This window comes from Bradyrhizobium vignae (assembly GCF_900324035.1).
In the GTDB taxonomy this organism is placed as follows: domain Bacteria; phylum Pseudomonadota; class Alphaproteobacteria; order Rhizobiales; family Xanthobacteraceae; genus Bradyrhizobium; species Bradyrhizobium vignae.
On the sequence record NZ_LS398110.1, the window covers coordinates 2,679,926 to 2,706,669 of the forward strand.

At 65.4% G+C, this 26,744-nt stretch carries 20 protein-coding genes and 1 pseudogene; 7 read left to right on the top strand and 14 right to left on the bottom strand.

Annotated features, from left to right (window positions below):
• Positions 1–103 precede the first annotated feature (103 nt).
• Positions 104–2,947 (bottom strand): ATP-binding protein, encoded by a 2,844-nt coding sequence (locus tag BRAD3257_RS12935; protein WP_122402150.1) that lies wholly within the window; start codon positions 2,945–2,947, stop codon positions 104–106.
• A gap of 326 nt (positions 2,948–3,273) precedes the next feature.
• Here BRAD3257_RS12935 and BRAD3257_RS12940 point away from each other — a divergent pair, with 326 nt between their 5' ends.
• The 4 genes from BRAD3257_RS12940 to msrA all read left to right on the top strand — a co-directional run bounded on the left by BRAD3257_RS12940 (position 3,274) and on the right by msrA (position 5,868).
• Positions 3,274–3,942 carry a sensor histidine kinase gene (locus BRAD3257_RS12940; RefSeq protein WP_122406529.1) on the top strand — a complete coding sequence of 223 codons (669 nt, stop codon included), beginning with the start codon at positions 3,274–3,276 and terminating at the stop codon, positions 3,940–3,942.
• A gap of 34 nt (positions 3,943–3,976) precedes the next feature.
• A complete protein-coding gene (locus BRAD3257_RS12945; protein WP_122402151.1) occupies positions 3,977–4,666 on the top strand; it encodes a VOC family protein in 690 nt (229 codons plus the stop codon).
• Between the two features lie 126 nt (positions 4,667–4,792).
• Positions 4,793–5,215: an OsmC family protein gene (locus tag BRAD3257_RS12950; protein WP_122402152.1), complete on the top strand. Its 423-nt coding sequence runs from the start codon at positions 4,793–4,795 to the stop codon at positions 5,213–5,215.
• Positions 5,216–5,352: 137 nt separating this feature from the next.
• Positions 5,353–5,868 carry a peptide-methionine (S)-S-oxide reductase MsrA gene (msrA, locus tag BRAD3257_RS12955; protein ID WP_122402153.1) on the top strand — a complete coding sequence of 172 codons (516 nt, stop codon included), beginning with the start codon at positions 5,353–5,355 and terminating at the stop codon, positions 5,866–5,868.
• Between the two features lie 175 nt (positions 5,869–6,043).
• On the opposite strand, the gene BRAD3257_RS12960 is transcribed toward msrA, so the two are convergent.
• From BRAD3257_RS12960 to BRAD3257_RS12995, 8 genes are all read right to left on the bottom strand, one after another.
• The gene (locus BRAD3257_RS12960; protein ID WP_122402154.1) at positions 6,044–8,887 is read right to left on the bottom strand and encodes an ATP-binding protein; all 2,844 of its coding nucleotides are present in this window, start codon (positions 8,885–8,887) and stop codon (positions 6,044–6,046) included.
• A 256-nt stretch (positions 8,888–9,143) separates the two neighbouring features.
• A complete protein-coding gene (locus BRAD3257_RS12965; RefSeq protein WP_122402155.1) occupies positions 9,144–10,304 on the bottom strand; it encodes an MFS transporter in 1,161 nt (386 codons plus the stop codon).
• Between the two features lie 750 nt (positions 10,305–11,054).
• Entirely contained in the window at positions 11,055–12,287 is a 1,233-nt protein-coding gene (locus BRAD3257_RS12970; RefSeq protein ID WP_122402156.1) for a Zn-dependent hydrolase, read from the bottom strand.
• Complete coding sequence (locus BRAD3257_RS12975) at positions 12,280–13,065, bottom strand: ABC transporter ATP-binding protein (protein WP_162500180.1); 786 nt, start codon at positions 13,063–13,065, stop codon at positions 12,280–12,282. Before BRAD3257_RS12975 ends, BRAD3257_RS12970 begins: the two co-directional genes overlap by 8 nt.
• Positions 13,062–13,835: an ABC transporter permease gene (locus tag BRAD3257_RS12980; RefSeq protein ID WP_122402158.1), complete on the bottom strand. Its 774-nt coding sequence runs from the start codon at positions 13,833–13,835 to the stop codon at positions 13,062–13,064. The genes BRAD3257_RS12975 and BRAD3257_RS12980 overlap by 4 nt, the downstream gene beginning before the upstream one ends.
• Before the next feature lie 63 nt (positions 13,836–13,898).
• Complete coding sequence (locus tag BRAD3257_RS12985; RefSeq protein WP_122406530.1) at positions 13,899–14,843, bottom strand: ABC transporter substrate-binding protein; 945 nt, start codon at positions 14,841–14,843, stop codon at positions 13,899–13,901.
• Positions 14,844–14,948: 105 nt separating this feature from the next.
• Complete coding sequence (gene hutC, locus BRAD3257_RS12990) at positions 14,949–15,677, bottom strand: histidine utilization transcriptional repressor HutC (RefSeq protein WP_122402159.1); 729 nt, start codon at positions 15,675–15,677, stop codon at positions 14,949–14,951.
• Positions 15,674–17,032: a formimidoylglutamate deiminase gene (locus BRAD3257_RS12995; RefSeq protein ID WP_122402160.1), complete on the bottom strand. Its 1,359-nt coding sequence runs from the start codon at positions 17,030–17,032 to the stop codon at positions 15,674–15,676. The genes hutC and BRAD3257_RS12995 overlap by 4 nt, the downstream gene beginning before the upstream one ends.
• An 85-nt stretch (positions 17,033–17,117) precedes the next feature.
• On the opposite strand from BRAD3257_RS12995, the gene hutI reads away from it, so the two are divergent.
• The 3 genes from hutI to hutU are packed head-to-tail and all read left to right on the top strand — an operon-like array spanning position 17,118 to position 21,587.
• Complete coding sequence (gene hutI, locus BRAD3257_RS13000; RefSeq protein ID WP_122406531.1) at positions 17,118–18,332, top strand: imidazolonepropionase; 1,215 nt, start codon at positions 17,118–17,120, stop codon at positions 18,330–18,332.
• Complete coding sequence (hutH, locus tag BRAD3257_RS13005) at positions 18,329–19,903, top strand: histidine ammonia-lyase (RefSeq protein WP_122402161.1); 1,575 nt, start codon at positions 18,329–18,331, stop codon at positions 19,901–19,903. Before hutI ends, hutH begins: the two co-directional genes overlap by 4 nt.
• A gap of 13 nt (positions 19,904–19,916) precedes the next feature.
• Complete coding sequence (hutU, locus tag BRAD3257_RS13010) at positions 19,917–21,587, top strand: urocanate hydratase (RefSeq protein ID WP_122406532.1); 1,671 nt, start codon at positions 19,917–19,919, stop codon at positions 21,585–21,587.
• A gap of 5 nt (positions 21,588–21,592) precedes the next feature.
• On the opposite strand, the pseudogene BRAD3257_RS40975 reads toward hutU, so the two are convergent.
• From BRAD3257_RS40975 to BRAD3257_RS13035, 5 genes and pseudogenes are all read right to left on the bottom strand, one after another.
• Positions 21,593–21,715 (bottom strand): annotated as a pseudogene (locus tag BRAD3257_RS40975) (TetR/AcrR family transcriptional regulator); the annotation flags it as partial.
• 50 nt (positions 21,716–21,765) lie between these two features.
• On the bottom strand, positions 21,766–23,775 hold the full coding sequence (locus tag BRAD3257_RS13020; RefSeq protein ID WP_162500181.1) for a putative bifunctional diguanylate cyclase/phosphodiesterase: 2,010 nt from the start codon (positions 23,773–23,775) through the stop codon (positions 21,766–21,768).
• A 308-nt stretch (positions 23,776–24,083) separates the two neighbouring features.
• The gene (gene blaBJP / locus BRAD3257_RS13025; RefSeq protein ID WP_122402163.1) at positions 24,084–24,971 is read right to left on the bottom strand and encodes a BJP family subclass B3 metallo-beta-lactamase; all 888 of its coding nucleotides are present in this window, start codon (positions 24,969–24,971) and stop codon (positions 24,084–24,086) included.
• Positions 24,972–25,120: 149 nt separating this feature from the next.
• Positions 25,121–25,399: a Plug domain-containing protein gene (locus tag BRAD3257_RS13030; protein WP_122402164.1), complete on the bottom strand. Its 279-nt coding sequence runs from the start codon at positions 25,397–25,399 to the stop codon at positions 25,121–25,123.
• Positions 25,400–25,462: 63 nt separating this feature from the next.
• Positions 25,463–26,608, bottom strand: coding sequence for a hypothetical protein (locus tag BRAD3257_RS13035; RefSeq protein WP_122402165.1), 1,146 nt, complete (start codon positions 26,606–26,608; stop codon positions 25,463–25,465).
• Positions 26,609–26,744 lie beyond the last annotated feature (136 nt).

Consider the following 26,744-nt stretch of genomic DNA (forward strand, 5'->3'; position numbering starts at 1 on the left):
CCATGAAGTGCCGCCACCATGGCGGGGCGTATGCGGCTTGGCGTGTTAGAAGTTGTTAGGAGTTGCGAGCGGGCACCTAGGCGGCATCCCGTTGAAGATGCTGTCAATTCAGGGTACCCAGCAGCTCCCTTGCAGCAATCAGATCGCGCGTCTGGAGCCCCTCTTGGTAGCGCGCGACGAGTGGAGCGAGCAGGTCGCGTGCGTCGCCGGCTTTTCCGGCCTGGCGCCAGATGCGGCCAAGGCTGATCGCGCCGCGGAGCTCCCAGCCGACCGCGCTTTGTCGCTGCGACAGATCGAGCGATTGCCGCAGGACGTTCTCGGCCTCCGCGAGATGGCCTGCCCATACGAGGATGTCGCCCTTGACCCTCAGCATCTCCGGCATGTCAAAGGACTCCCCGTGACCGGGAATCTCGGCAATCGCCTCGTTGATGGTCTGCAAGGCCTCATCGGGCTGATTCTGGGAAACGAGACCCTCCGCGAGCGCCGTCGCAAATACGGTCGTCATGATCCGATGCCGTGTCGCGTATAACGTGGCCCGACTGCGGCGAAGGTGCTCGATGCCCCCGGCAACGTCACCACGGCGCAGCAGGAGCTCGCCCTTCTGGCCGATGCCGACCGCGTGATAGGGGCCGAGGAAGTGCCGCGCCGAATGATCGATCAGCCGCTCGATCAGAAGTTCGGCATTGTCCCAGTCGCCGACCCAGAGAAACACGTGGATCGTCCAGATCAGGGAGATGCCGAGGGTGAGCGGCTGTTCGAGCAGCTCAGCCTCGCGAACCGTGTATTTCGCCGCCTCGATCGCCCGCTCGGGCCGGCCGGTGAGCCAGAGTCCCCGCGCCAGCGCCACCAGCGCGACGATGCGGTCGTCATACCCGAGATGGCCGATGTTCAACCGTTGCGAGTCGGGATTGTGCACCATCGCGCTCTCGCAGAACCGAACCGCCTTGTCCTGGTTGCCGATCAAATGATGCGCGACGCCAAGCATCCATTCGACGTTCAGCGTGGCGGCGGGATCGTTCAGCTTTCGCGCGACGCTCTCGCCCTGTTCGCCGGTCCCGAGCGCCCCGTGAAAATCTCCGACCCTGGTCAGATAGATGTGCAATCCGCGCAGCAGCCAGAGCTGCCAGTGCAGGTCCTCGAGTTCCCGGGCCAGCTGGAGACCGCGCGTGAACGCCGACCGGACCGCTTCGGTATTGCCCTGCGTGAACATCAAGGAGACGCCGAGCGCGGCCTGCAAGGTCATCTCCTTCCGGCTGTCCACGGCGCTCGTATCGAGTGACGCCAGCGCTTGCTGGGTCCAGCGGCAGCATTCCATCAGCAAGGTCAATTCCAGGAAGAACTGCGCCGCCGAGGCTGCCAGGTCCACGCCGACAGTCCGATCGCCGCGCTCCGAAAAGCTGAAGGTCAGCGCGGCCCTGACATTCGGCAAATGGTCGGCATAGGGAAGGAAGCCGCCAGCGCCTTGCATGCCCGTGGATTTGAGCGCGATGTCGTGCAGGAAGTCGCGGAAATATTCGGCGTGGGCGCGCGCGACGCGGTCCGCTTCCCCGTTCTCGACGAGCTTGTCCGCAACGAAAGCGCGGGTGGTATCGAGCAGGCGATAGCGCAGCCGCCGCTCCGCCGGCGAGGTCGCAATCAGGGATTTGGAGAGCAGGTTCGAGATCGCCTCGACCGCTTCGGGCGCGCTGATTCCCTGGCTGGACGCGACGGCCAACGCGGCCTCCAGCGTGAATGGCCCGACGAACACCGACAAGCCGCGCAGCGTCGCGCTTTCGGCCGGCGGCAGCAGGTCGTAACTCCAGGCCAGCGCCGCGCTCAAGGTCTGGTGCCGCGGAATCGCGGTGCGCCGCCCCCGCCACAGCAGCGAGAAGCGGCTGTCCAGCAGCGAGGCGGTCCCGGCAATGCCATAGGCGTTGACGCGTCCGGCCGCGAGTTCGATCGCGAGCGCAATGCCATCCAGCCGCCGGCAGATCTCGGCGACGAGCGGGGCATCCTCTTCGCGAAGCTCGAATTCGCTCAAAGTTTCGGCAATGCGTTCAACGAAGAGCCGGCTTGCCGGATAGGCAAGGATGTCGGCGATGCCGAGGCCTTCGCGCTCCGGTGGGCAGTCCAGCGGAAACAGCCGATGGACGCGCTCACCTTCGGCGCGAAAGGATTCGCGGCTGGTGGCCAAAATATGCAGTTGCGGCGCCTCGCGGACGAGGCGCTCGGCCAGAGGAGCGAGTTCGTCGAGCATGTGCTCGCAGCTGTCGAACACCAGCAGCATGCGCCGGCTGCGCAGGACCGTCAGCAGGCCTGGTATCGGGTCCTCGGAATTGACGGTCTGGCCCAGCGCGGCTGCAATCGTTCCGGGGACGAGCCGGGCATCGGTCAGCGCGCCGAAATCGACGAAACACACCTGGCCGTCGAACGCCGCGAGCTCGCCCTGCGCGACGGCGAGCGCGACCGACGTCTTTCCGATCCCGCCGGGGCCAACGATCGTGACGAAGCGATGTTCGGCAAGTTCAGTGGAAATCCTCTCGACCGCACCGTCCCGGCCGATCATCTTCGCGAGGGGCAAAGGCAGGGAGGGTGGCGAAGCGGCGGGCGGGCTGGTCCGGCTCTCCGATGCGGCAGGCCGGAGCAGCGGAGCCGCGAAACAATAGCCGCGTCCCGGGACGTTGACGACGTAGCGGGAGCCTTCGCCGGCATCGCCCAAAGCCTTGCGCAGCGCCGTGATGTGGAAGCGCAGGCTGCCTTCGTCGACGTTCACGTCGGCCCAGATGCGCTTGATCAGCTCCCGCTTGTCAACGACCTCCCCGGCGCGCTCGGCGAGAAAAATCAGGATGTCGAGCGCACGGCCGCCGAGGTGAAGCGGGGCGCCGTCCTTCTCGAGCAGTCGCGATCTCGCGAACAAGCGGAACGGCCCGAAGGCAATGACCGAATCCTGCTCGCTAGTGTCCGGCACGGGCCAATGATTCCAGTGAACGAGCTGAAGTCTGCAGTTTGATTTACCAGATCAAGACCTTCAGTAAACTGGCCGAAAGTGGCGAAATCGCGTGGCGACGCCCGCGCGCGCCGGCAAGCCCGCCGCAAATTTGGTTTAAACGCGAGCGGTCTACAGGCGACCGCGACAATCCGTCAGCGTGCCTGACCGTCGAGGCGCGGGTCGTCCGCCGCGAGATTGCGGATGCTGCCGATCATAACAGAATCTCGCAACGTCTAACGGGCAAAACGCGCGCGCCGCATCCAGTATGGCCTTCGAGTTCAATCTATTCCAACGGGGAGGCTATGATGTCCGGTATCGGCGCTCGGCCGAACGACCATGTGGCTCGACTTCAGTTCGTTGCCAGTCTCGATGATCAGTCGCATGATTGGGAGCTCGTGCTGCGGGAGTCCCACCACCGCATGAAGAACACGCTGACGATGCTGGGTGCGTCGGTCCGCCGCGACTTCACGTGCGCGGCTACACGGGACATGTCGCTGGCGGTGGACCGGCTCGAGCGGCGCATCGTCGCCTTCGGCAGGCTCTATCAGCTCCTGTCGGACAGCCACGATCCATCGGCGGTCGCCGTGGAGCCGTTCTTCGAAAATCTATGCGGGGCCCTCTCCGAAGCGGTGCTGGAGCCGGCAGGGATTCGCTGTGAAGCCGCGATCGAGAGCGGCAGGCTGCCGGCTGCGCAATGTCATCGCCTCGCGCTGATGCTGACGGAGCTGGTCACGAACGCGGCAAAGCACGCCTTCCCCAACAAGAGCGGTGCGCTGATCCGCATCGAATTGACGAGCCACGACGGCGCCTGGATCTGCACGGTCGCGGACAACGGCGTTGGTGCAACCGGTCCGCTTCAGGGCACCGGCAGCCGTATCCTCGAAGGGATCGCACGCAGCATCGATGCGCGGTTGCACGGCGAGGTGGGCCAGGGCGGCACGCGCGTGACCATCGTGATGCCGGCCATTGCATGAAGGACAGCCTCAACTCACACCACGGGAGTTCGCCATGACGACAATCGAAACCGAACGCGAAACCGGAATAGGGCCCTCGGCATCGCGCAGCATCGATATGAAGCTCGAGGTTGTCGTGATCCCCGTATCCGACGTCGATCGTGCCAAGGCGTTCTACGCGCGCCTCGGCTGGCGGCTGGACGCCGATTTCGCCTCGGGCGACGACTGGCGCGTGATCCAGTTCACGCCGCCCGGCTCGGCCTGCTCGGTGATCTTCGGCAGGAACGTGACCGCCGCAGCGCCCGGCTCGGCGCGAGGCCTGTACCTGATCGTCTCCGATCTGGAAGCGGCCCGGCAGGACCTGCTAGACCGCGGCATCGAGGTCAGCGCGCCATTCCACGGTGCCGGCGACCTTCATGCCGGCCCCGACGAGCCGTATCTGTTCGGCAGCGTTCGGGCCGGCGGTATCGACCCGAAACGCGGCAGCTACAGCTCATTCGCATCGTTCAGCGACCCCGACGGCAATGGTTGGCTGTTCCAGGAGGTCACGACCCGGCTGCCCGGGCGCATCGCCGGCGACGGCGCGACATTCGCGTCGGCGACCGATCTGGCGGCGGCGCTGCGCCGTGCCGCGATCGCGCATGGCGAGCACGAGACGCGGACCGGCGGACACGACGAGAACTGGCCGGATTGGTACGCCGACTATATCGTCCGCGAGCAGGCCGGCCAGGAGCTGCCAACTTGACGCAGCTGCATCCCTGGCCCACGCCGCGCGACGATATGGTCGTCGCGCGCCGGCGACAGGCGGTCACGCCGATGCCGCCTTCCACCGGTACGGTGGGCCGGTGCTGAATTCAAAAGGAGAATTGAGATGATCCGCAAGGCAACGGCAGTCTGGAAAGGCACCGGTCGCGATGGGACCGGTCATCTCTCGAGCGAATCCGGCGTGCTCGCGCAGACGCCCTATTCGTTCAAGACGCGCTTCGAGAACGAGAAGGGGACCAATCCCGAGGAGTTGATCGCGGCGGCGCACGCCGGCTGCTTCACCATGGCGTTGGCCTTCGGCCTTCAGATGGCAGGATTCACGCCGGATGAGCTCTCGACGGAAGCAGCCGTCACGCTCGAGCCCGAAGGCAAGGGATTCAAGATCAGCAAATCCGCGCTGACCCTGCGGGCGAAAGTGCCGAATCTCGACGACGCCGGCTTCGCCCGCTTCGCCGGCGAGGCCGAGAAGAACTGTCCGGTTTCGAAGGTACTCAACGCCGCGATCACACTCGATGCCAAGCTGGTTTAGAGGTGATCGCTTTGGGTCCATCCGCTCCCAGGAACCGGATGGACGCACGTGCAATGCGTGGCTTTCGGCCGGGCAGCCGAAAGCCTATATGATGCGATGGCTGCAGAATGGGCAGAACGATCATTGGGAGCGGACAGATGACGACAGAACGCGCAGTTTTGGCCGGAGGCTGCTTCTGGGGCATGCAGGATCTCATCCGCAAGCAGCCAGGCGTGATCGCCACCCGCGTCGGCTACACCGGTGGGCACGTCAAGAACGCCACCTACCGCAATCACGAAGGCCATGCCGAAGCGATCGAGATCATCTTCAATCCGGCGAAGACCAGCTTCCGGACCATGCTGGAGTTCTTCTTCCAGATCCACGACCCGACCACGCTCAATCGCCAAGGCAATGATATCGGCACGAGCTACCGTTCGGCGATCTTCTACACGAGCGAGGAGCAGAAACGGATTGCCGAAGACACCATCGCCGACGTCGAGGCGTCCGGCCTGTGGCCGGGCAAGGTGGTCACCGAGGTCGCGCCTGCGGGCGAGTTCTGGGAAGCCGAGCCCGAGCATCAGGATTATCTCGAGCGCTATCCCGACGGCTACACCTGCCACTTCATCCGGCCCGGCTGGAAGCTGCCGCGGCGCGCGGCAGCGGTGGGCGGGTAGAGCATGATGAAATTGATTCGCCGGGCTGTGCGTGGCTCACTCCCCGAGGGGCTCACCCGGATCGCGTCTTCGACGCGCTCAGACCTCTCCCCATGGGAGAGGTGAACCGAGCCCCGAGCGCGCACTCATTCAACCAAACTCATCCCGCTCCAGATCGCGCGGTCTGCGCGCGGCGTCAGGTGCGCAGTTGCGCCATCAGTTCGTGTGCAGTGCGCATATCCGCGATCTCTGCGCCCTCCCTGAACGACCCCGAGACATTCTCCAGAACGGTCAGAGCGTCCGTGTTCTGGCCGGCCCCCATCTTGAGCCGCGCGAGGCTGATCGCGCAGCGCAACTCCCAGAAGCGCGCGCCCTGCTGGCCGGCAATCTCCATGGCCTCGCGAAAGCATGCCTCGGCGTCCTCGCAATGCCGCGCGCTCCTGAGTATCAACTCTCCCTTGATGCGGGTCAGCTCCGGCAGATACCAGAGCTCCTGGCGATCGTGGCAGCGGGTCAGGACGTCCTCGATCACGTCGAGGCCGCGGTCGACCTGGTCGGCCTCGCCAAAGCAGGCCGCAAGCTCGCCGAGGAGCGGAAGAAAGCGCGGCAGGTAGCGCGCATCGCCGGCACGATTGAGTTCTTCGCGCAGCAGCGGCAGGCCGGTCGCGACGTCGCCGCGCCTGGCGATGACCGCCGCATTGAAGGCGCGTGCCCACAGTCCCCACAGTCGGATCGCGTGCCGCTCGGTGTGCTCGAGCAGCTCGCTGCCGTGGCGTTCCGCGGTGTCGAGATCGCCGGCCCAGAAGGCGATCGGGCAGGCAGCCTGCCCCAGCACGCTGCAGAAGGTCAGGGCGTGGCCGTTGGCCCGGCCCTCCTCGATGTTTCTTGCCGCCAGCGCCTGGGCCTGGTCGGCGAGACCCTGCAGCCACAGGATGCGCGCGCGGAAATATTGCGTGGAGATCCTGAGATCGAGCGGGAAGATCTTCGGCCTCCCCACCAGCACGTGCAGCGATGCGTTGACCCGGTCGATGCGCCGCCGGGCGTCGTTCTGGTTGCCGAGATAGTGCAGCGCGACGGCCATCAGCCGGTCGCCCAGCATGAGGTCGGTCTTATCAGGGGAGTTCGCCGCCGCGCTCGCAAAACGATCGGCGAATGCGCGGGCCTTGCCGAATTGCCCGTTGTTGAACTGGTCGATGCACAGGCCCCACAGCGCGCGCAGCCGGAAATCCTTGTCGTCGAGCCTGTCGGCAAGCTCGAGCGTCGTCTCCAGGATCGGGCGCGCCTCGCGCGCGCGGCCCTCGCCATACATCAGTGACCAGCCGAGCGCCGACAGCAGCTGCATGCGGATGCGATCGTCGCCTTCGGTGTCTCCGAGCGCTGCAAGCGCCGTTCTGGTGCGTTCGCGGCATTCGGCGAACAACGAGAGGCGCACCCACAGCGTGACCGCGGCCGCCGTCAGCGCGATGCCGAGCCTTGTATCGCCGTCGGGTCCGAAGGCCCAATCCAGCGCCGCGCGCACGTTGTCCAGCTCGCCCGCATAGATGCTCAGCCATTCGGGCAGCGGTGTCGATGTATCGGCGTCCGCCTGCTCGAAGAAATCTCGAAAATGCTCGGCATGACGCCGCGCGAACTGCCTGAGTTCACCGAGCGCGTTCAGCTTCCCGAGCGCGTAGGTGCGCGTGGTGTCGAGCAGGCGATAGCGCAGCGTCCGCGAACCGGATGGCGAGATCAGCGATTTGGTGACCAGGCTGTCGATCGCCTCCAACGTCTCCGAGGTGCTGAGACCCTCGCCGGATGCGACCGCGGCGGCCGCCTCCGGCGCGAATGGACCTGCGAACACCGACAGTCGCCGCAAGGTGGCGCTTTCCGCCGGAGGCAGGAGGTCGTAGCTCCAGTCCAGAGCCGCGGCGAGCGTCTGGTGCCGCGGCACGGCCGTGCGCCGCCCCCGCCATTGCAGCGAAAAGCGGCTGTCGAGCAGGGAGGCCGTGCCGGCGATGCCGTATGCATTGACACGGCCCGCCGCGAGCTCGATCGCCAGCGCAATGCCGTCGAGGCGCCGGCAGATGCTCGCGACCAGCGGCGCTTCTTCAGCGCTGAGCTGGAACGGACCCGAGCTCTGCGCGATGCGCTCGACGAACAGCTGAGCTGCGGGGTAGGCGAGGACCTCGGCGACATCGAGGCCCTCGCGCTCCGGCGGACAATCCAGCGGAAACAGCCGAAAGATCCGCTCGCCCTCGCTGCGGAACGACTCGCGGCTGGTCGCGAGAACGCGAAGCTGCGGCGCTTCGCGAACGATGCGCTCGACGAGCGGAGCCAGCGCGTCCAGCACATGCTCGCAGCTGTCGAAGATCAGCAGGGCCGGTCCGCTCCTCAGAAATGTCAGAATGGCCGGCGTCGGATCCTCCGCGCTGACGGTCAGTCCGAGGACCGAGGCGATGGTGGTCGTGACGTGACCGGCATCCCGCAGCGGACCGAAGTCGACGAAGAAGATGCGCCCGCCGAAATCCGCGGAGCGGCGATGCCCGACCGTGACGGCGACGGCCGTCTTGCCGATGCCGCCCGGGCCGACCACCGTCATGAAGCGATGCAGCGTCAATCCGGTCGAAATCTTCTCGATGACCTCCTCTCGTCCGATCATCTTTGCGAGCTGAGCAGGCAGCGAGCGAGGCGTGACGATTTCGACTGAGGTTGAGGGGACCGGCGGAGCCGCTTGAGCGAACGGCGCGACAAAGCAATAGCCGCGGCCGGGCACATTGAGGACATAACGAGCCGATTTGCCGGTATCGCCGAGCGCCTTGCGCAGCGCTGCGACGTGGAAGCGTAGACTGCCCTCGTCGACATTCACGTCGGCCCAGATACGCTTGACCAGCTCCCTCTTGTCGATGACCTCACCGGGGCGCTCGGCAAGCAAGATCAGAATATCGAGCGCGCGGCCGCCGATATGAAGCGGCGCCCCCTCCTTCTCCAGGAGCCGGGACTTTGGAAACAGCCGAAATGGCCCGAATGAAATCTGCGAGTCGTGATTACTTTGAGCTGGCACGTGCCATTGCCCCCTCGACGGGAGTCAAAAGGTATGTCGTTGTGGTCTAGCAGAACGACGCGTCCAGTAAACTGGCCGAAAGCCGCATGGCAGACAGACCGGCGCAGATGGATTGGGCTTGCTTCGGCCTGCCAAAATAGTGCCTGTGAAAGAAGGGTTTGGGTCGGCATGCCAGGACGGTGGCCTCCACTCGCGCGCCCGCATGGGACCATTGCGCCTCCTCGCCCTTCCGTCCGTAAATTCGCCGCAAGGCTGCTCACGCATCGACGTGCGATATCTGGCGCTGCTTCGCCGTGACGATCCACGCCGACAGTGTGACGAGACCCATCAATGCGGCCAGCAGCCAAAACGCCATCGGCAATCCGCCAAGATGTGCGACGAAGCCTACGCCGGCAGGGCCGATCAGGACCCCTGCGTAGCCCGCGGTCGTGATCGCCGCGACCGCAAGCCCGGTGGGCATCACCGTTTGCCGTGCCGCCCGCCGAAACAGCACCGGCACGAGATTTGACGCGCCGAGCCCGATCAGCAGGAATCCGCCGATGGCGATCGCTGCAATGGGCGCTGTGAGCAGGACCACGAAACCCGCGATCGCTATCAGGCTGCCCCAGAGCAATGTCGCGCGATCCCCGATACGCGCAACGATCGCGTCGCCGCCGAGCCGGCCTATCGTCATCGCGATCGAGAATACGATGTAGCCGGCTCCGCCTTGCGCCTCGGTGACGAGACCGGCGCCGATCACGAGCAGCGCGCCCCAATCGAGCATTGCGCCTTCGACCAGGAAGGTGATGGCGCCTAGCAGTGCAAGCAGCAGCACCGATCCGTGCGGTAGCACGAACAGTGGACCCTCCTGCACCTGCACCGAGCGAAGCAGGCGCGGCCAGGTCACGAGCATCGCGATCAGCATCAGCATGGAGCAAATCAGCGTGCAGGCGAGGGCACCGAGCTGCAACGAGAGCAGCGCCGTCATCAGCGCGGATCCGGCGAAGCCGCCGATGCTGAACAGGGCGTGGAAGCCGGACATCAGCGGGCGTGCCGCGGCGCGCTCCACTTCCACGGCGTGAATGTTCATGGCGACGTCGATCGAGCCGAGCGCGGCGCCGAACGCAAGGAGCGCCAGCGCCAGCGATAGGGGCGAGCTTGCGATCGCGAGCAGCGGCAGGACCAGCGTGAGACCGAGCCCGCCTGCGATGATGATCGGCCTGCTGCCATAGCGCGCGCTGAGAACGCCGGTCAGCAGCATCGCGACGACCGAGCCGATCCCGAGGCTGAGCAGGAGCAGCCCGAGGACTCCGTCGTCGACGGCGAGCCGCGCTTTCGCGAACGGCACCAGCGGCGCCCAGCACGCGAGGCCGAAGCCCGCAACGAGGAAGGCAAGCCGGGTCGCAAGGCGGGTCGCCGGCCGGTCGGCAGAAGACATGAGTACTCCGGGGAAGCAGGGGAGGGGCGGGTGCGGCCGATGAACCCTCGGATTGCCGCGACTTTATGTCGGCAGCGCGCTCATATTGTCGCAGATCGCCTCAGGCGCGGGCAGCTCGTCGCGATTGCAGCAAGCTCCCGTAGCGCGGGTGAGCGTAGCGAGACCCGGGACGGCACCAGCAAAGATCCCGGATGTTGCTTCCGCCTCTCGCTCTTCGAGCTACGGCGGTCAAGTCGCTGACCCGCGCTACGGGACCGGGGTGTGTCGCCCGGCTGTCAACCCACCGGCGCGAAAATATTCCACATTACCGAAATTCGGATTTGTCGTATGTATCGCGCATCCCGGCTCATTCTCGATGGGCGATCATGAGGTCGTCATTGTCGCGAGCCGGGCTTGCGGTGGACGCAGCAGCGTCGGGCGCGAACAGCCAGGGGCAGGGCGGATTGCTCTCCGTGAGCCCCAAGGCATCGTGCGGACGAACGGCGCTGTCAGGTTCGTCTCGTCATACTTCGATGGCAACGTGCACAACGCCATCGGACCCTGTGGCGAACAAGCGAACCGCGCGTACAGCAAAACCGTGTGGTCCTGGCCGTCGTTGCTACGATCAAGCCGGGGCCCATATCGTCGCGCCGTGCCGCCCTGGGTCCCGGCTCTGCGCCGCAACACTTCGCGCGTTGCAGCCTGTCCGGGACACGGATGCGCTTGTGCCGCGTGCGATCGACCGCCACGGGTCGGCAGCCGCATCCAGCGCTAACCTCCGAGGATGCGGCGGCAAGCGTCGACGAACACCTCTGCGCCGGTGACGATATCGGCATCCGCCGTGTTCTCGGTCCAGTGATGGCTGATGCCGCCGATCGAGGGCACGAACAGCATGCCTGCGGGCATGACGGTCGCCAGCATCTGCGCATCGTGCCCGGCGCCGCTGGGCATGCGGATCGAGCGGCCGCCGGCGAAGGCTTTGCTCGCGGCTTCGATCGCATCCTGAAAGCCCGCGCTCATCCTCGCGGGTGCGCCGGTGCGCAGCTTCGTGACGGTGACGGTGCAGGGGCCTTTGGCGCTGACCTCCTCCGCCATGGCCCGCAACAATTGCTCCAGCCGCGCGATCACGGCCGGATCGTCGTCGCGGATCTGGAACAGCATCTCTGCGCCACCGGGGATGATGCTCGGCGCGCCCGGATCGAGTGTGATGCGCCCGGTGGTCCAGACCGTGCGCGGGCCGCAGGCAGCCGGAAAGCGCTCGTCGATGGCGACGCAGAACTTCGCCAGCGCAAGGCCGGCATCCTTCCGTACCGCCATGCGCGTGGTGCCGGCGTGGTTCTGCTCGCCGGTAAAATTGATCTGGTACTGCCAGATGCCGACGATGGAGGTCACGACGCCGATCGCGAGGCGGCTGCTTTCGAGCGTGTCGCCCTGCTCGATATGCGCTTCCAGATATCCGACGTGGCGCCCCGGCTCGGCGGTGAGGCGCGGGCGCCCGGCGAGGCCCATTTCGGCGAGTGCATCGCGCATGGTGCGGCCGCTGGTGCGGTCGCGTGCGGCATCGATGTCGGCCTCGGTCACCTGCCCGACATAGGAGCGCGAGCCAAGGAAATGACCGAAATGTCCCTCCTCGTCGCACCAGGCCGCGACTTCGACCGCGCCTTTCACGGAAGGATCGGCATTGAGAACCCGCGCGGCTTCGAGCGCGTAGACGACGCCGAGCGGGCCATCGAGCCAGCCGGCGTAGTTCTGGCTTTCCAGATGCGATCCCGCCAGCAGCTTCGGCCCGGGCTTCGCGCTGGTGCCGAACACGTTGCCGATGCCATCGATTGTGGCGGAGAGACCCGCCTCGGGCAGCTTGCGCATCAGCCAGTCGAGCGACTGTTTGTGCGGCTCGGAGAAGGTCGGCTTGTGCACGCCGGTCTTATGGGCGCCGATGGCGCGCAGCGCATTGAGATCGGCAAGGACGCGATTGCCGTCGGCGCGGAGCTGAGTGTCAGGCATGTTCGGCAACCTTCAGCGCCTCGGTGCGGATCTCCTCGACCAGCCGTTCCTTCAGCTGGACGAATTCCGGCGTGGTCTTGATCTTGTAGGAGCGCGGATGCGGCAGGTCCACATTGATTTCGGCTTTGATGCGGCCAGGGCGTGCGCTCATGACGATGACGCGGCTGCCGAGGAAGATGGCTTCCTCGATATCGTGGGTCACGAACAGCACGGTCTTCTGGTCGCGCTCCCAAATGCCGAGCAGCATTTCCTGCATCAAGGCGCGGGTCTGGTTGTCGAGCGCGCCGAACGGCTCGTCCAGCAGCAGGATCTTCGGATCATTGGCGAGCGCACGCGCAATCGCCGTGCGCTGCTGCATGCCGCCGGAGAGCTGCTTCGGCCAGTGGTTCTCGAAGCCCGACAATCCGACCTGGCGGATGAAGGCATCGGCGATCTTGTTTCGCGCCGCCTCGGCCACGCCGCGCTCCCGCAGGCCAAAGGCGATGTTCTCGCGCACCGTCAACCAGGGGAATAGCGTGTAGGATTGGAACACCATGCCGCGATCGGCGCCGGGCCCGGTCACCTCGCGCCCGTCGAGCGTGACGCGGCCGCTGGTCGGGCGATCGAGGCCCGCAACGATGCGCAGCAGCGTGGACTTGCCGCAGCCGGAGGGACCGAGGATGGTGACGAAGTCGTTGTTGCCGATGGTGAGGTCGGTCGGCTCCAGCGCCCTGGTCGGCGCGTTGCCGTGGCGCGCGGGGAAGGTGCGCGAAACCTGTTCGATCCTGAGCGTCGTCATGCGAGCTTCCACGGAAACAGCCAGGCGTTGAACGCCTTGAACAGGAAATCCGAGATCAGTCCGATCAAACCGATCACGATGATGCCGAAGATGATCTGGCCGGTGTTGAGCAGCGCCTGGCTGTCGGTGATCATATGACCGATGCCCGAGGACGAGCCGATCAGTTCGGCGACGATGACGTAGGTCCACGCCCAGCCCAGCACCAGCCGCAGGATCTCTGCGATCTCCGGCGCCGAGGAGGGCAGCAGCACGCGGCGGATGATGCCGCGGTCGCTGGCGCCCAGCGTGTAGGCGGCCTCGACCAGATCGCGTCGTGTGGCACCAACGGTCACCGCGACCATCAGGATGACCTGGAATACCGAGCCGATGAAGATGACGAGCAGCTTTTGCAACTCCCCGATGCCGGCCCACAGGATCAGGAGCGGAATGAAGGCGGACGCGGGCAAATAGCGCGCAAAAGACACGAATGGCTCGAGGAATGCTTCCACCGGCTTGTAGGCGCCCATCAGCACGCCGAGTGGCACCGCGATGATCGCCGCGAGCACAAAGCCGCCGACGACGCGCCAGATCGTCATGCCGATATCGAGCACGAAGCCCTGCTTCGTCAGCAGCTCAAAACCTTCCTGCACCATGGTCAGCGGGTTGGCGAGAAAGGTCTTCGACACATGGCCGCCGAACGTCGCCCAGGACCAGAGGGCAACGAACAGCACGAAGAACGCAAGGCCATAGGCCGCGCGCTGCCTCGATGTCACGGGATCCAGAGGACGCATCAAACCGTATCCGAATGGTGTGCCGGCTCCGCCTCTCGGCGGAACCGGCAGTTTGCGGAAATCTTACTTGATGAAGCTGGCGTCGTAGAGGTCTTCGACCTTCGGCGCGGACTTGATGATGCCGATCTCGAGCAGGAGCTCGGCGGCCTCCTTGTTGAAGGTCAGGAAGTCGCCGGCGAAGAATTTCTGGTTGGCGGCCTTATCCTGCCAGCGCAGGTACTTTGCCGAGTTGCCGAACTGCTCCCCGGTCTGCTTCACGTCGGCGCCCATGATCTCGTAAGCCTTGGCCTGGTCCTTGCCGATCATGTCGAGCGCCTCGAAATAGCTGTCGGCGAGGGCCTTGGCGGCCTTGGGATTCTCCGTCAGGAATTTCGGCGTGCAGCCGAACGTGTCCATCACGATCGGGTAGTCCAGGGTGGTCGCGATGATCTTGCCCTTATCCGGTGCGGCGCGCACGGTCGACAGATACGGCTCATAGGTCATGGCGGCATCGTTCTGGCCGGAGACGAAGGCCTGCGCGGCCGCAGCCGGCTCGAGGTTCACCACGGTCACGTCCTTCGTGGTGAGACCGTTCTTCTTCAGCATCCAGGCCAGCGCGAAATAGGGAGAGGTGCCGGGCGCGGAGGCGGCGACCGTCTTGCCCTTCAGGTCCTTGATCGCGGCGACGTCGTTGCGCACGGCCATGCCGTCGGCGCCATAGCTCTTGTCGAGCTGGAAGATCTGCTTGGTGGCGACGCCATTGGCGTTCCAGGAAATCCAGGTCTCGACCGTGGTCGCCGCGCACTGAATGTCGCCGGAAGCAATCGCGAGGTGGCGGTCCTTCTGCGGAATCTTCTTGATGGTGACGTCGAGACCGTTCTTCTTGAAGATGCCCGCCTCCTTCGCCAGCGTCAGCGGCGCGAAGCCGGTCCATCCGGAGATGCCGACGCCGACCTTGACGTCGTCGGCGAGCGCCGGAGTGGCGGCCGCAAGAGCAATGATTGTCGCAAATATTGTCGAACTACGCATGATTGTCGTCCTCTTGCCGATCGATGGATTGACGTCCTGATGATCATTGTGGTCCCGCATGGACCGTTGCCCGAAGCGTTGCACGATTTGTGCCGACATATCCTCTCAGCCTCCTTTGAATCGGGCGACAAGGCGGTGAGAGTCACCGGGATAAAGCAGGCGCACGGCGGTGATGGTCCTTGCGCTGCGCCAGGTGTAGCGGTCGATCACGAGGCAGGGCGCGCCGACGGCGATGTCGAGCGTCTTCGCTGTGCGCTCGTCCGCAACGATGGCGCTGATCGTGTGCTCGGCCTCTGTCCATGGGACATGGTGAAGCAGCCACGAGCCGGGCGGCTCGCGCGAGAAATCCGCCGTGGCGGCATTCGGCACGGACGACAGGTCGATCAGCCTGTCCTCCACGGCGAACGGTACGTTGTCGGCGCTGTGCCGGCAGGTGATGGCAACCACCTTGCCGGCTTTCTTGACGCCGAGACGGTCACGGTCGGCGGTGGTCGCAGTGCGCAGCTTGCGATGGATCAGCTCATAGCCGTAAGTGCGGCCGAGCGCGGTGATCTCGGCGCGGATGTCGGCGATCTTGAGCACCGCCGACTGATGTTGCGGCCGGCGCACGAACGAGCCGGCGCGCCGCCGCCGTTCGATCAGGTCGGCCTGCGCGAGCTCCGACAGCGCCTTGTTCACGGTCATGCGCGAGCAGCCGTAGCGCGCGACCAGTTCGTGCTCGAACGGAATGCGATGCCCGGGCGGCCACTCGCCGGTCAGGATGCGCTTCTCGATGTCGGCGCGGATGCGTTTGTAGAGCGTCGGCTGGTCCGCAGCATCGGTGGCGAGGCTCATCCGACGAGCCTCCGTACCACCGTGTTGAAGCGCTCGCGGGCAACCCGGCGCAGCTTATGACCACCACCTTCGACCACCTTATGGCCGCCGGCCCAGACGCAATCGATTGCGCCGTTGTCTGCGGCAAAGATCCAGCCGTCGATAGCGGCGTCGCCGCTGCGTCCGGCCAGCGACGGATGGGCGCTGTCCAGCGTGACGATGTCGGCACGCGCGCCGGGCGCGAGGCCGACTATCGGCTGTGCAAGCGCTCGTGCGCCACCCGCGAGCGCGTGGTCGAACAGCGTGCGTCCCGTCGAGCGGCCTGCGCCGCCGGAGAGGACATTGCGTTGGCGATGCTTCAGGCGCTGGCCGTATTCGAGCTGTCGCAGTTCATCCGCGATTCCGACGAGCACGTTGGAATCGGTGCCTACGCCGAATGTGCCGCCGGCATCGAGGAATTCACGCGCTGGAAAGATACCATCACCGAGGCTCGCCTCGGTGATGGGGCAGAGACCCGCGACAGCGCCGGTCCCTGCGAATGCAGCGATCTCCGCGTCTGTCGTGTGCGTCGCGTGAATGAGGCACCAGCGCCGATCGACGGGCGCGTGCTCCAGCAGCCATTGCACCGGGCGTCTTCCCGACCAGGCCAGGCAGTCCTCGACTTCCTTCACCTGCTCGGCGGCGTGAATGTGCACCGGCCCGCCGTCAGCAAGCGGCATGATCGCGCGAAGTTCGTCCGGCGTCACTGCGCGCAAACTGTGCGGGGCGATGCCGATGTTGGCGTCCGGCAGATTTGCTATGGACTTGCGCGAGGCCGTCATCAATTCAGCGAACTGATCGACCGAGCAGATGAAGCGGCGCTGCCCGGCATGCGGCGCCGCGCCCCCAAAAGAGCTATGCGCATAAAAACTCGGCAGCAGCGTGAGCGCAATGCCGGAGGCCTCGGCAGCTTGCGCGATCCGCGCGGCCATCTCGGCGAGATCAGTATAGGGCGAGCCATCCGGGTCGTGGTGCAGATAATGGAATTCGCCGACGCGGGTAAAACCTTGCTCGAGCATCTCCACATAGAGCAGCGTCGCGACCGCCGCGACGTCGTCGGGGGTCATTGCCAGCGCAAAGCGATACATCGTCTCGCGCCAAGTCCAGAACGTGTCGGTGGAATCGCCGCGCAATTCGGCAAGCCCCGCCATGCCGCGCTGGAACGCGTGGCTGTGCAGGCTCGCCAGTCCAGGAAGCGCGATCGCGTGGCGCTCGTCGCCGGCGGCCGGCGCCACGCCCGGCGTCACCGCTGCGATCGCGCCGGCGGCGACGACCACCTGCACGTCATTGGCCCAGCCCGAAGGCAGGAGCGCGGAAGCGAAATGCAGTCGGGTCATGATTACACGCCGGCTGGACAGAACCGGCTTACGATTATATGTCTAGACATATAAGTCAAGCATCCGACGGCGAATGGATATCCTCATGGCAGAGCGCTTCGACCGGATCTGGCACAATGCCCGCCTCGCGACGATGCGGGCCGACCGTCCCGATCTCGGGGAGATCGAGCATGGTGTGATCGCCGCGCGCGGCGGCCGTATTGTCTACGCGGGTGCTCAGGCGGATTTTCCTGTTGATGCGGATGCGATCGAGCGGATCGATTGCGAGGGGCGCTGGATCACGCCCGGGCTCGTCGACTGCCACACCCATCTGGTCTACGGCGGCAACCGTGCGCATGAATTCGAGCTGCGTCTGAAGGGCGCAAGCTACGAAGAGATCGCGCGCGCCGGCGGCGGCATCGTCTCGACGGTGGCGGCGACGCGCAAGGCGAGCGAAGCCGGGCTCGTCGCAAGTGCGCTGCCGCGGCTCGATGCGCTGATCGGCGAGGGCGTGACCACCGTCGAGATCAAGTCCGGCTATGGCCTCAATGTTGAAACCGAGATGCGGCAACTCTCCGCCGCGCGAATTCTCGGTCGCCAGCGGCCCGTTGCGATCCGAACATCCTTTCTCGGCGCGCATGCGCTGCCGGTGGAGGCCGATGGCGACAAGGATCGCTACATCGATCTCGTCTGCAAGGAGATGCTGCCCGCGGTCGCCAAGGCCGGCCTTGCCGATGCCGTCGATGCCTTCATGGAAGGGATCGCGTTCTCGGCCGAGCAGACCGCACTTGTGTTCGAGTCCGCGAGAGGGCTTGGGCTGCCCGTGAAGCTCCATGCCGACCAGCTGTCGAACCTCGGCGGCGCCGCGCTTGCCGCAAAATACGCCGCACTGTCGGCCGATCATTTGGAGCACACCGACGAAGCCGGCGCTGCCGCAATGGCGAAGTCCGGTACGGTGGCGGTGCTGCTGCCCGGTGCGTTCTACTTCATCCGCGAGACGCAGAAGCCGCCGGTCGAGGCGTTCCGCAAGTATGGTGTTCCCATGGCGCTGGCGACCGACTGCAATCCCGGCAGCTCGCCGCTGACCTCGCTGCTGCTCGCCATGAACATGGGCGCGACACTGTTCCGGATGAATGTGGCCGAGTGCCTCGCCGGCGTCACCCGCGAAGGTGCGCGGGCGCTCGGTGTGCTCGACGAGGCCGGCACGTTAGAGGCCGGCAAGTGGTGCGAGCTTGCGATCTGGGACATCGAGCGCCCGGCCGAGCTGGTCTACCGCATCGGCTTCAATCCGCTGCACCGCCGGGTTTGGAGGGGGCAATGATGGAGCAGGACACCTCGATCGTCGTCAAGCCGGGGGCGGTGAGTCTCGATGATCTCGCGCGCGTGCTCGACGGTGCGCCCGTCGTGCTCGATCCCTCATTCTGGCCGCGCATCGAGGCAGCGGCGGAGATCGTCGCAAGGGCGGCGCGCGCGGATGTCCCCGTCTACGGCATCAACACCGGCTTCGGAAAGCTCGCATCGAAGCGCATCCCGCCGGACCAGACCGTGCTGCTCCAGCGCAATCTCATCGTCTCGCATTGCTGCGGGGTCGGCCCGGCGACGCCCGAGCCGATCATCCGCTTGATGATGGCGCTGAAGATCATCTCGCTCGGGCGTGGCGCCTCCGGCGTGCGCCGCGAGGTGATCGAGCAGCTGCAGGACATGCTGGCGCGGAATGTCTATCCGCTGGTGCCACAGCAGGGCTCTGTAGGCGCCTCCGGCGACCTTGCACCGCTTGCACATATGACGGCCGTGATGATCGGCGAAGGACAGGCGATCGTTGACGGAAAAACGGTGTCGGGCGCCGAGGCCCTCAAGGCCGCCGGTCTCGCGCCGCTGACCCTCGGGCCCAAGGAAGGTCTTGCTCTGATCAACGGCACGCAATTCTCGACCGCCTATGCCATATCAGGCGTGCTGCGTGCATTTCGCCTCGCCCGTGCCGCGCTCGTGACCGGCGCATTGTCGGTGGATGCGGCGATGGCCTCGACGGCGCCGTTCCGTCCCGAAATCCAGGCGCTGCGTGGCCATGCCGGGCAGATCGCGGCGGCTGAAACACTCATGGCCTTGCTCGACGGCAGCGACATCCGCCTCTCTCACCTCGAAGGCGACGAGCGCGTGCAGGATCCTTATTGCCTGCGCTGCCAGCCACAGGTCGCGGGCGCAGCGCTCGACCTGATCACGCAGGCCGCGCATACGTTGATCGTCGAAGCCAATGCCGTCACAGACAATCCGCTGGTGCTGGCCGAGACCGGCGAGATCGTCTCCGGTGGCAATTTCCATGCTGAGCCGGTCGCCTTCGCCGCCGACACCATCGCGTTGGCGCTGTCGGAGATCGGCGCGATCAGCGAGAGACGCATCGCGACGCTGGTGGATCCCGCGCTGAATTTCGGCCTGCCGCCGTTCCTCACCCCCGATCCCGGCATCAACTCCGGCTTCATGATCGCCGAGGTGACGGCGGCCGCGCTCTATGCCGAGAACAAGCAGCGCGCGCTCGCCTGCTCGATCGATTCGACGCCGACCAGTGCCAACCAGGAGGATCATGTGTCGATGGCCGCACATGCGGCGCGGCGCCTGTCCGATATGGCCGACAATCTCGCCGCAATTCTCGGCATCGAGCTTCTGGTCGCCGCGCAAGGCATCACGCTGCGCGCGCCGCATGCGACCAGCGCGCCGCTGGCCGCCGTCATTTCCGAGCTGCGCGAGCAGGTGCCCGCGCTTGGCGCCGACCGCTACATGGCGGGCGATCTCGCCAAGGCCGCCGCGCTGATCGAAGCCGATGCGCTGCCGACCATCGCGCTCACGGCGCTTCCAACCGATCCGTTTCCAAGACTTGATGAAACGAGACTTGACTGAAGAGGTCTTCCGCATGAACCGCCGACTGGACAACGACCGCACCATCCGCGCGCCCCGCGGCAGCGACATCAGCGCCAAGAGCTGGTTGACGGAAGCGCCGCTGCGCATGCTCATGAACAACCTCGACCCTGAAGTGGCCGAGCGCCCGAGCGAGCTCGTCGTCTACGGCGGCATCGGCCGCGCCGCGCGTGACTGGGAGAGCTTTGACCGGATCGTTGCGGCCTTGCGCAAGCTCGAAGGCGACCAGACGCTGCTGGTGCAGTCCGGTAAGCCGGTCGGCGTCTTCCGCACCCATGCCGATGCTCCGCGCGTCCTGATCGCAAACTCGAACATCGTGCCGCACTGGGCGACGCTCGATCATTTCAACGAGCTCGATCGTCAGGGCCTGATGATGTACGGCCAGATGACGGCGGGCTCCTGGATCTATATCGGCAGCCAGGGCATCGTGCAGGGCACGTATGAAACCTTCGTCGAGGTCGGCCGTCGTCACTACGGCGGCAGCCTTGCCGGAAAATGGATTCTCACCGCTGGCCTCGGCGGCATGGGCGGGGCGCAGCCGCTGGCGGCGACCATGGCCGGTGCGTCGATGCTCGCGGTCGAATGCCAGCCGAGCCGCATCGAGATGCGCCTGCGTACCGGCTATCTCGATCGCCAAGCTGCAACGCTCGACGAAGCGCTCGCGGTCATGACGGAGGCCGCGAAGACGAAGAAGGCGGTCTCGGTGGGCCTGCTCGGCAATGCCGCAGAGATTTTCCCGGAGCTGGTGCGTCGCGGCGTCAAGCCCGACATCGTCACCGACCAGACCAGCGCGCATGATCCGATCAACGGCTACTTGCCGAAGGGCTGGACGCTCGCGGAATGGGAGGCCAGGCGCGCCGCCGATCCGAAGGCGGTCGAGCGCGCTTCGAAGACGTCGATGGTCGAGCACGTCCAGGCCATGCTGGATTTCCATGCGCAGGGCATTCCGACACTCGACTACGGCAACAACATTCGCCAGATGGCGCAGGACATGGGCCTGAAGAACGCGTTCGATTTCCCCGGCTTCGTTCCCGCTTATATTCGTCCCTTGTTCTGCCGGGGCGTCGGGCCGTTCCGCTGGGCCGCGCTGTCGGGCGATCCCGAGGACATTTTCAAGACTGACGCCAAGGTGAAAGAGCTGATGCCTGATGACGAGCATCTGCACAATTGGCTCGACATGGCGAAGGCGCGCATCAAATTCCAGGGCCTGCCGGCGCGGATCTGCTGGGTTGGCCTTGGCGATCGTCATCGCCTCGGCCTTGCCTTCAACGAGATGGTGGCGCGTGGTGAATTGAAGGCGCCGATCGTGATCGGCCGCGATCATCTCGACAGCGGCTCGGTGGCGAGCCCCAACCGCGAGACCGAGGCGATGAAGGATGGATCGGATGCGGTGTCCGATTGGCCGCTGCTCAATGCGCTGCTCAATTGCGCCAGCGGCGCGACGTGGGTGTCGCTGCATCATGGCGGTGGCGTCGGCATCGGCTATTCGCAGCACGCCGGCATGGTCATCGTCGCCGACGGCACGCCGGAGGCGGCGAAGCGCATCGAGCGCGTGCTGTGGAATGATCCTGCGAGCGGCGTCATGCGCCACGCCGATGCTGGCTATGCGATCGCGATCGACTGCGCCCGCGACAAGGGGCTCGATCTGCCGAGCCTGTCGAAGTAGCGCCGTCAGTCGCTTTGCAGCAGCCTTGGCATCGTCGTCTCGGCACCGTCCATGAAAGTCTGGACGGCGTCGCGGACGATGGCGCCGAGATCGGGCGGAATCGGCGTCGCGTAGATGAACTTGCGGATCTGCCGGCTTCTTGCGCTATGAAGGCTGTGAGCTACTGCGCGGTCTGACTTTACGCAATGACCTTGGCCTTAGTACCTTCGAGGCGCAGCTGTTCCTTCACCAGATAGTCTCCAATCGCATCGCCCGGCATGGGCTTGGCGAAATAGTAACCCTGGATGAAGTCGCATCCCAGGCGGCGCAGGCTGTCGAGCTGGGCGCGGGTCTCGACGCCCTCGACGACACAGGCGATCTCCATGTCGTCGCAGAGGCCCGTGAGCGATTTGATGATCTTGTGGCTGACGGGATTCTCGTTGATGTCGGAAACGAAGCTGCGGTCGATCTTGATCTTGTCCAGCGGCAGGCGGTGGACGTGGCTCAGCGACGAATAGCCGGTGCCGAAATCGTCCAGCGAAATGCCGCAACCCATCGCCTTCAGCGTCGCGATCGACTGTTGCGCGCGCACGAAGTCGAAGGTGACGGCGGTCTCGGTAATCTCGAAGTCGATCCGGTGTGGCGCTAGCCCGCTCTTCTCGATGATGGAGATCAGCGGCAAAATACCCTCCGCCGCGCAAACGTCGTGCGCAGAAAGGTTGAACGAGAGGCGGATGTGATCGGGCCATGTCTTGGCGATGGCGAGTGCGCGCACCAGCAGCGCCCGGGTCAGCGGCCGGATCAGCCCGATGCGCTCGGCGGCCGGAATGAAATCGGCCGGCGAAACCAGGCCAAGGCGGGCGCTGCGCCAGCGCGCCAGGACCTCGAAGCCGGCGGTGTGCTCGCTCATGGCGTCGACGATCGGCTGGAAGACCAGGCCCATCTCGGTGCTGAAATCGGCGGTGCGCAGCAAATTCTCGATGACCCCGCGACTGCGGATCTCGGCCTCGAGCTCGCTCGAGAAGATCACGGTGCGGCCGCGCAGATGGCGCTTGGCATGATAGAGCGAATAGTCGGCGCACTCGTAGAGCGCTTCCGGCGTCGTCGCGGAGTCCGGAAACGATGCGAATCCGATCGAGCACGACGGCCCGGTATGGCCGGTGTCGAGCTGGTAGGGAAGCTTGACCTGCTCGCCAATGCGCTGGCCGAGCCGGAGCAGATCCGCATCGTCGGGGTCGCCGCACACCACGAGGCCGAACTCGTCGCCGCCGAGGCGGGCGAATTCGACCCGCTGCGGGCCGAAGCCTTCGCAGACCTCGCGGATACGCCGGCCCGCCTCGATCAGGACGCGATCGCCGACCGAGTGGCCGTAATTGTCGTTGATCGGCTTGAAGCCGTCGAGATCGATGATGCCGACCGCGACGCGAACGTTTCTGCGTTCGGCATCGTTGAAGGCGCTCGAGAGCTCGGCGAAGAAGCGGCGGCGGTTCGGCAGTTCAGTGAGGGAATCCAGATTGGCGAGGCGGAAGTTCTCGTCCGAGAGCGCCTGCGTCGCCCCCTGTTGCGCGAGCAGCGACTTGCGGCTGGCGACGAGATCGGCGAAATCGCGATAGTAGATGAACAGCACCGTCACCATCGCGCCGGAAACCAGGAGATTGTTGACCGCGATCGCCTTCAGCGTCGGCTCGCCTGTGGCGAAGAAGAACAGCACATAGGGCACGTCGACGATCAGCGTCACGATCAACGCGGCCGAGCGCAAATGCATCAACGAGAAGCTGCAGCCGATCACGGTGACCGCCATGTAGAAGGCGACTTGGCTCTTGGCGAAGGGATCGCCGTAGGCATAGAGCGCGAAGGACCAGGCGGTGAAGCCGGCGCCGATCGGCAGGGTCAGCCAGTTGGTGGCGCGCAGATTGCGCAGGATGTCGGCATCGCTGCGCACGAGGTGACGCTGGCGTAGCCACCAGAAGGTCCGCAAGCCTGCGAGTACTGTCAGCACGCTCGGCACAATCATCGTCAACCAGTCCGGCGCCACGTTCAGATAGGTGTAGGCGACTGCGATCGTGTTGCTGATGAGGATGAAATAGAGCAGCGGGATCAGCTTGGAGAACGCGTCGAACTGCGCGCGTGCCAGATCCGGATTGTCGGCGGGAACGCGAAACAACCGCATCGCGGCGGCAAGGTGAGACTTCAAATCGGCAATAGGCATTGAAATACGAACCCCGGAGTCCCTGAAAACGCGGGCGATCTTGCACGGTCCGGGTAAAGGGCGCGTTAGACCGGGGCGTGCGCGGAAGGCCAGCACCGGTTGCACGCTACCTCAGGAGGTTCCGGTCGCGTGCATTGGTGAGGTCTCGTTAAGGATGTCCGCCGGCAAGGGGCCTGTGTCTCAGACACAAGTCGCCCGTATTCACCCGCAGCTAAGGCCTGCCAACCATCGTGGCAGCCGGTGGGCTCGGTCCCCCTCACCGTCGGCGAGAGGTGAGGAGCACCATCGATGCAGACGCCAGATGAGGGCTATTTCGCAGGCTGGAGCGCTGCGGTCTGCTTGGCGAGCTGCTTGTCGAAGTCTTCCGACAGGCCGGTGACGTAGGTTGCAAGCTCTCCCGGTCTGACGAACGGGTTCGGCGCGCCCTCCTTCATCTGCGCGCGCTTGGCCTGCATGCCATAGACCTCCGGATGCGGCCCGAGCAGCACGTCGATCTTCATCGCCTTGGCCTTGGCGAAGCTCGCGCGGTAATCGTCGACGATGCCGGGATAGGTCGGCCGGCCGACCAGCCGGTTCAGCGCAACCGTGCCGCTGCAGAAGAACAGCACCTCGCGGTCTTCCTTGCCGTCCTTGGCGGTCATCTGCCAGCTCGTGCAACCCGGCGAGTGGCCGGGCGTCGCATGCGCCGTCAGCGTGGTGTCGCCGAGCGTGATCTTGTCGCCTTCCTTCACGACACGATCGACCTTCACCGGCGGGAAGGCGAGAGCCTCGTTCTTCTCGTCGCCGGGATAGTAGCCGCCTTCGAGCAGCGGCTTGTCGCGCTCGCCGGCCACGAGCTGCGCGCCGGTCTCCTTCTTGATCTCGGCGAAGCCACCGGTGTGGTCGAGATGCGCATGCGTGTTGAGGATTACCTTGATGTCGGCGACCTTGAAGCCGAGCTTTGCGATATTGTCCTTGATCATGCCGGTCGACTGCGGCATCGCCGTGTCCATTAGGATCAGGCCCTGCGATGTCCTGATGACGTAGACGGCAATGCCTTCGGTCCCGACATAGTAGATGTTGCCGATGAGCTGGAACGGCTCGAACGGCGCCGTCCATTTCTGCATCACCGCTCCGAGGAAATCCTTGATGGTCTGCGCTTGCGCGCCCGTTGCGAACAGAGCCAGCGCGCAAAGCGCGGCCGCGAGTCTTCTCATGATTTGCCTCCCACAGTTTTTTGATCGGGCGGTTGCCGGGGCTCGACCGGCGCCGAGGTTACGTTGCGGCCGGCTTCCGGGGCAACTGTTTCATGTCGGAGACTCCGGGTCGGAATGGCGGCATTTCGGCCGAAAGGCGTGCACAACGCCTAGCGTCCGATCGTCACCCCGGCGGTCGAGCGCATCGCGCCTCTCAGGCTCGTCGCGTTCATGTCGTCGAGGACCTGTCGCGTCAGCACGGTGGTCTGGCCGGGCGTGTTCAGGATCGCCTCTCCGCGTGAGGAAGAGAGTCGATCGGCCTTGTAGGGCGCTGCCGGATCGGCGGCGGGAGCAGCCGTGGCTGCAGGACGTGGCCGTTTGCCCGCGGCGAGTGCCGGCTGTGAGATCGCAAAGGCGATCACGACTAGAAGCAACGGCCTTGCGCGCATATGCGACCTCCCATATCGGGACATCAGCCTAGCACATCGTGACTGTGGTCGCAGAAGAAAGGATCAGGCGGGAACGGCCCGGCGCTCCCGCGCCGGTTCGCGGATCCGCTCGACGGTCCGCGGCTCGGCGAGCCGCGTGAAACTGCGATGGCTCGCCTGTACGGGCGCCTCGACGATGACGCCCTCACAGACGATCTGTCCGCCGAGCATCTTGAATTCCAGCTTGTCGTAGCGCGGCATTGTCTCGCCGGGCGCCGGCGGCAGCAGCCCGACGCTCCCCTGGATGTTCAGCGCGGCCTCGCCGGTGCCGTGAAGCCGCGGATTCCACATCCTGATTCCGCTCTCCGCCCAGCGCTGCCGGATCAACGCGGTGCGATCGGCGGGCTCCGCGGCTCTCGCGCGAACTTTCGGTGCGCTGCGGATCTCTGGAGAAGGACACGCGAGAGCCGGAGTCGGTTCGATGTCGGTGACGTCGCTGGATGGCTCGTCCGCTGCCGTCGCAATGGCTGTGGCGAGCGGAAGATCGTTTGCGGGGGCCGGCGCGATCTCGACGAGGGGCGCTGGGCCGCCGCTGTCGGAAGGGGTTTCAGAGACATTAGCCGGAACGCTATCGGCCTCGCCGAGGAGGACCGGGATTGCTTCGACGGCGACCATTTCGATCCCGGCGGAAACCTCGGGCGAGGGAGCAGCCTCGACGATGGCATCCGAAGCATCAGTCAAAGCGGTCGCGACGTCTGATGATGAAACCACAACCTCTTCTGCGACGACGGAATCGACTTCTGCGGGCGTGCCAGCGGGCGATGCTTCGCCAATGCTGGCGAGATCAGAACCAGCAACTGGCTCGTTCTCCGCATCGGCCGATGAAACCAACACCTCCTCGGCGACGGGTGCCGCCGCGGGTGCCTCGATTTCCGTTACGCTTTCCGGAGATGAGTCCTCGCTGATGCAGATATCGTCGGACGGATTCTCCGCGATGCCAGACACAGCCGCGTTGTTCTCCGCGAGCGGAGCCTGGGTGGCGAGGTCAGCGTCGCCATGTACCAGGTCGGTGCCGATCTCGGCGATTGCCGCTTGAGCAGTGGCCGCGACGTCTTCGACGACGGCGGGCGAAGCATCTGTGGCGATCGGCGTGGCCTCAATGTTGCCGCTGTGCGGCGAGGGCCGAAGTCGGGTAAACGCCCAGTTCACCGCAGGGATGCGGCGCAGCAACGATATCAGTCTCGAAAGCACTGGGAGTTGTCCAAGAGGTACTCGGCGTGAGGCTATCGCTGATTCGCGAGCAATGTGAAAACCTGCCCCGGCCGTCACATCCGTGTCAATGTAGGGAGGACCAATTGCAGAACAT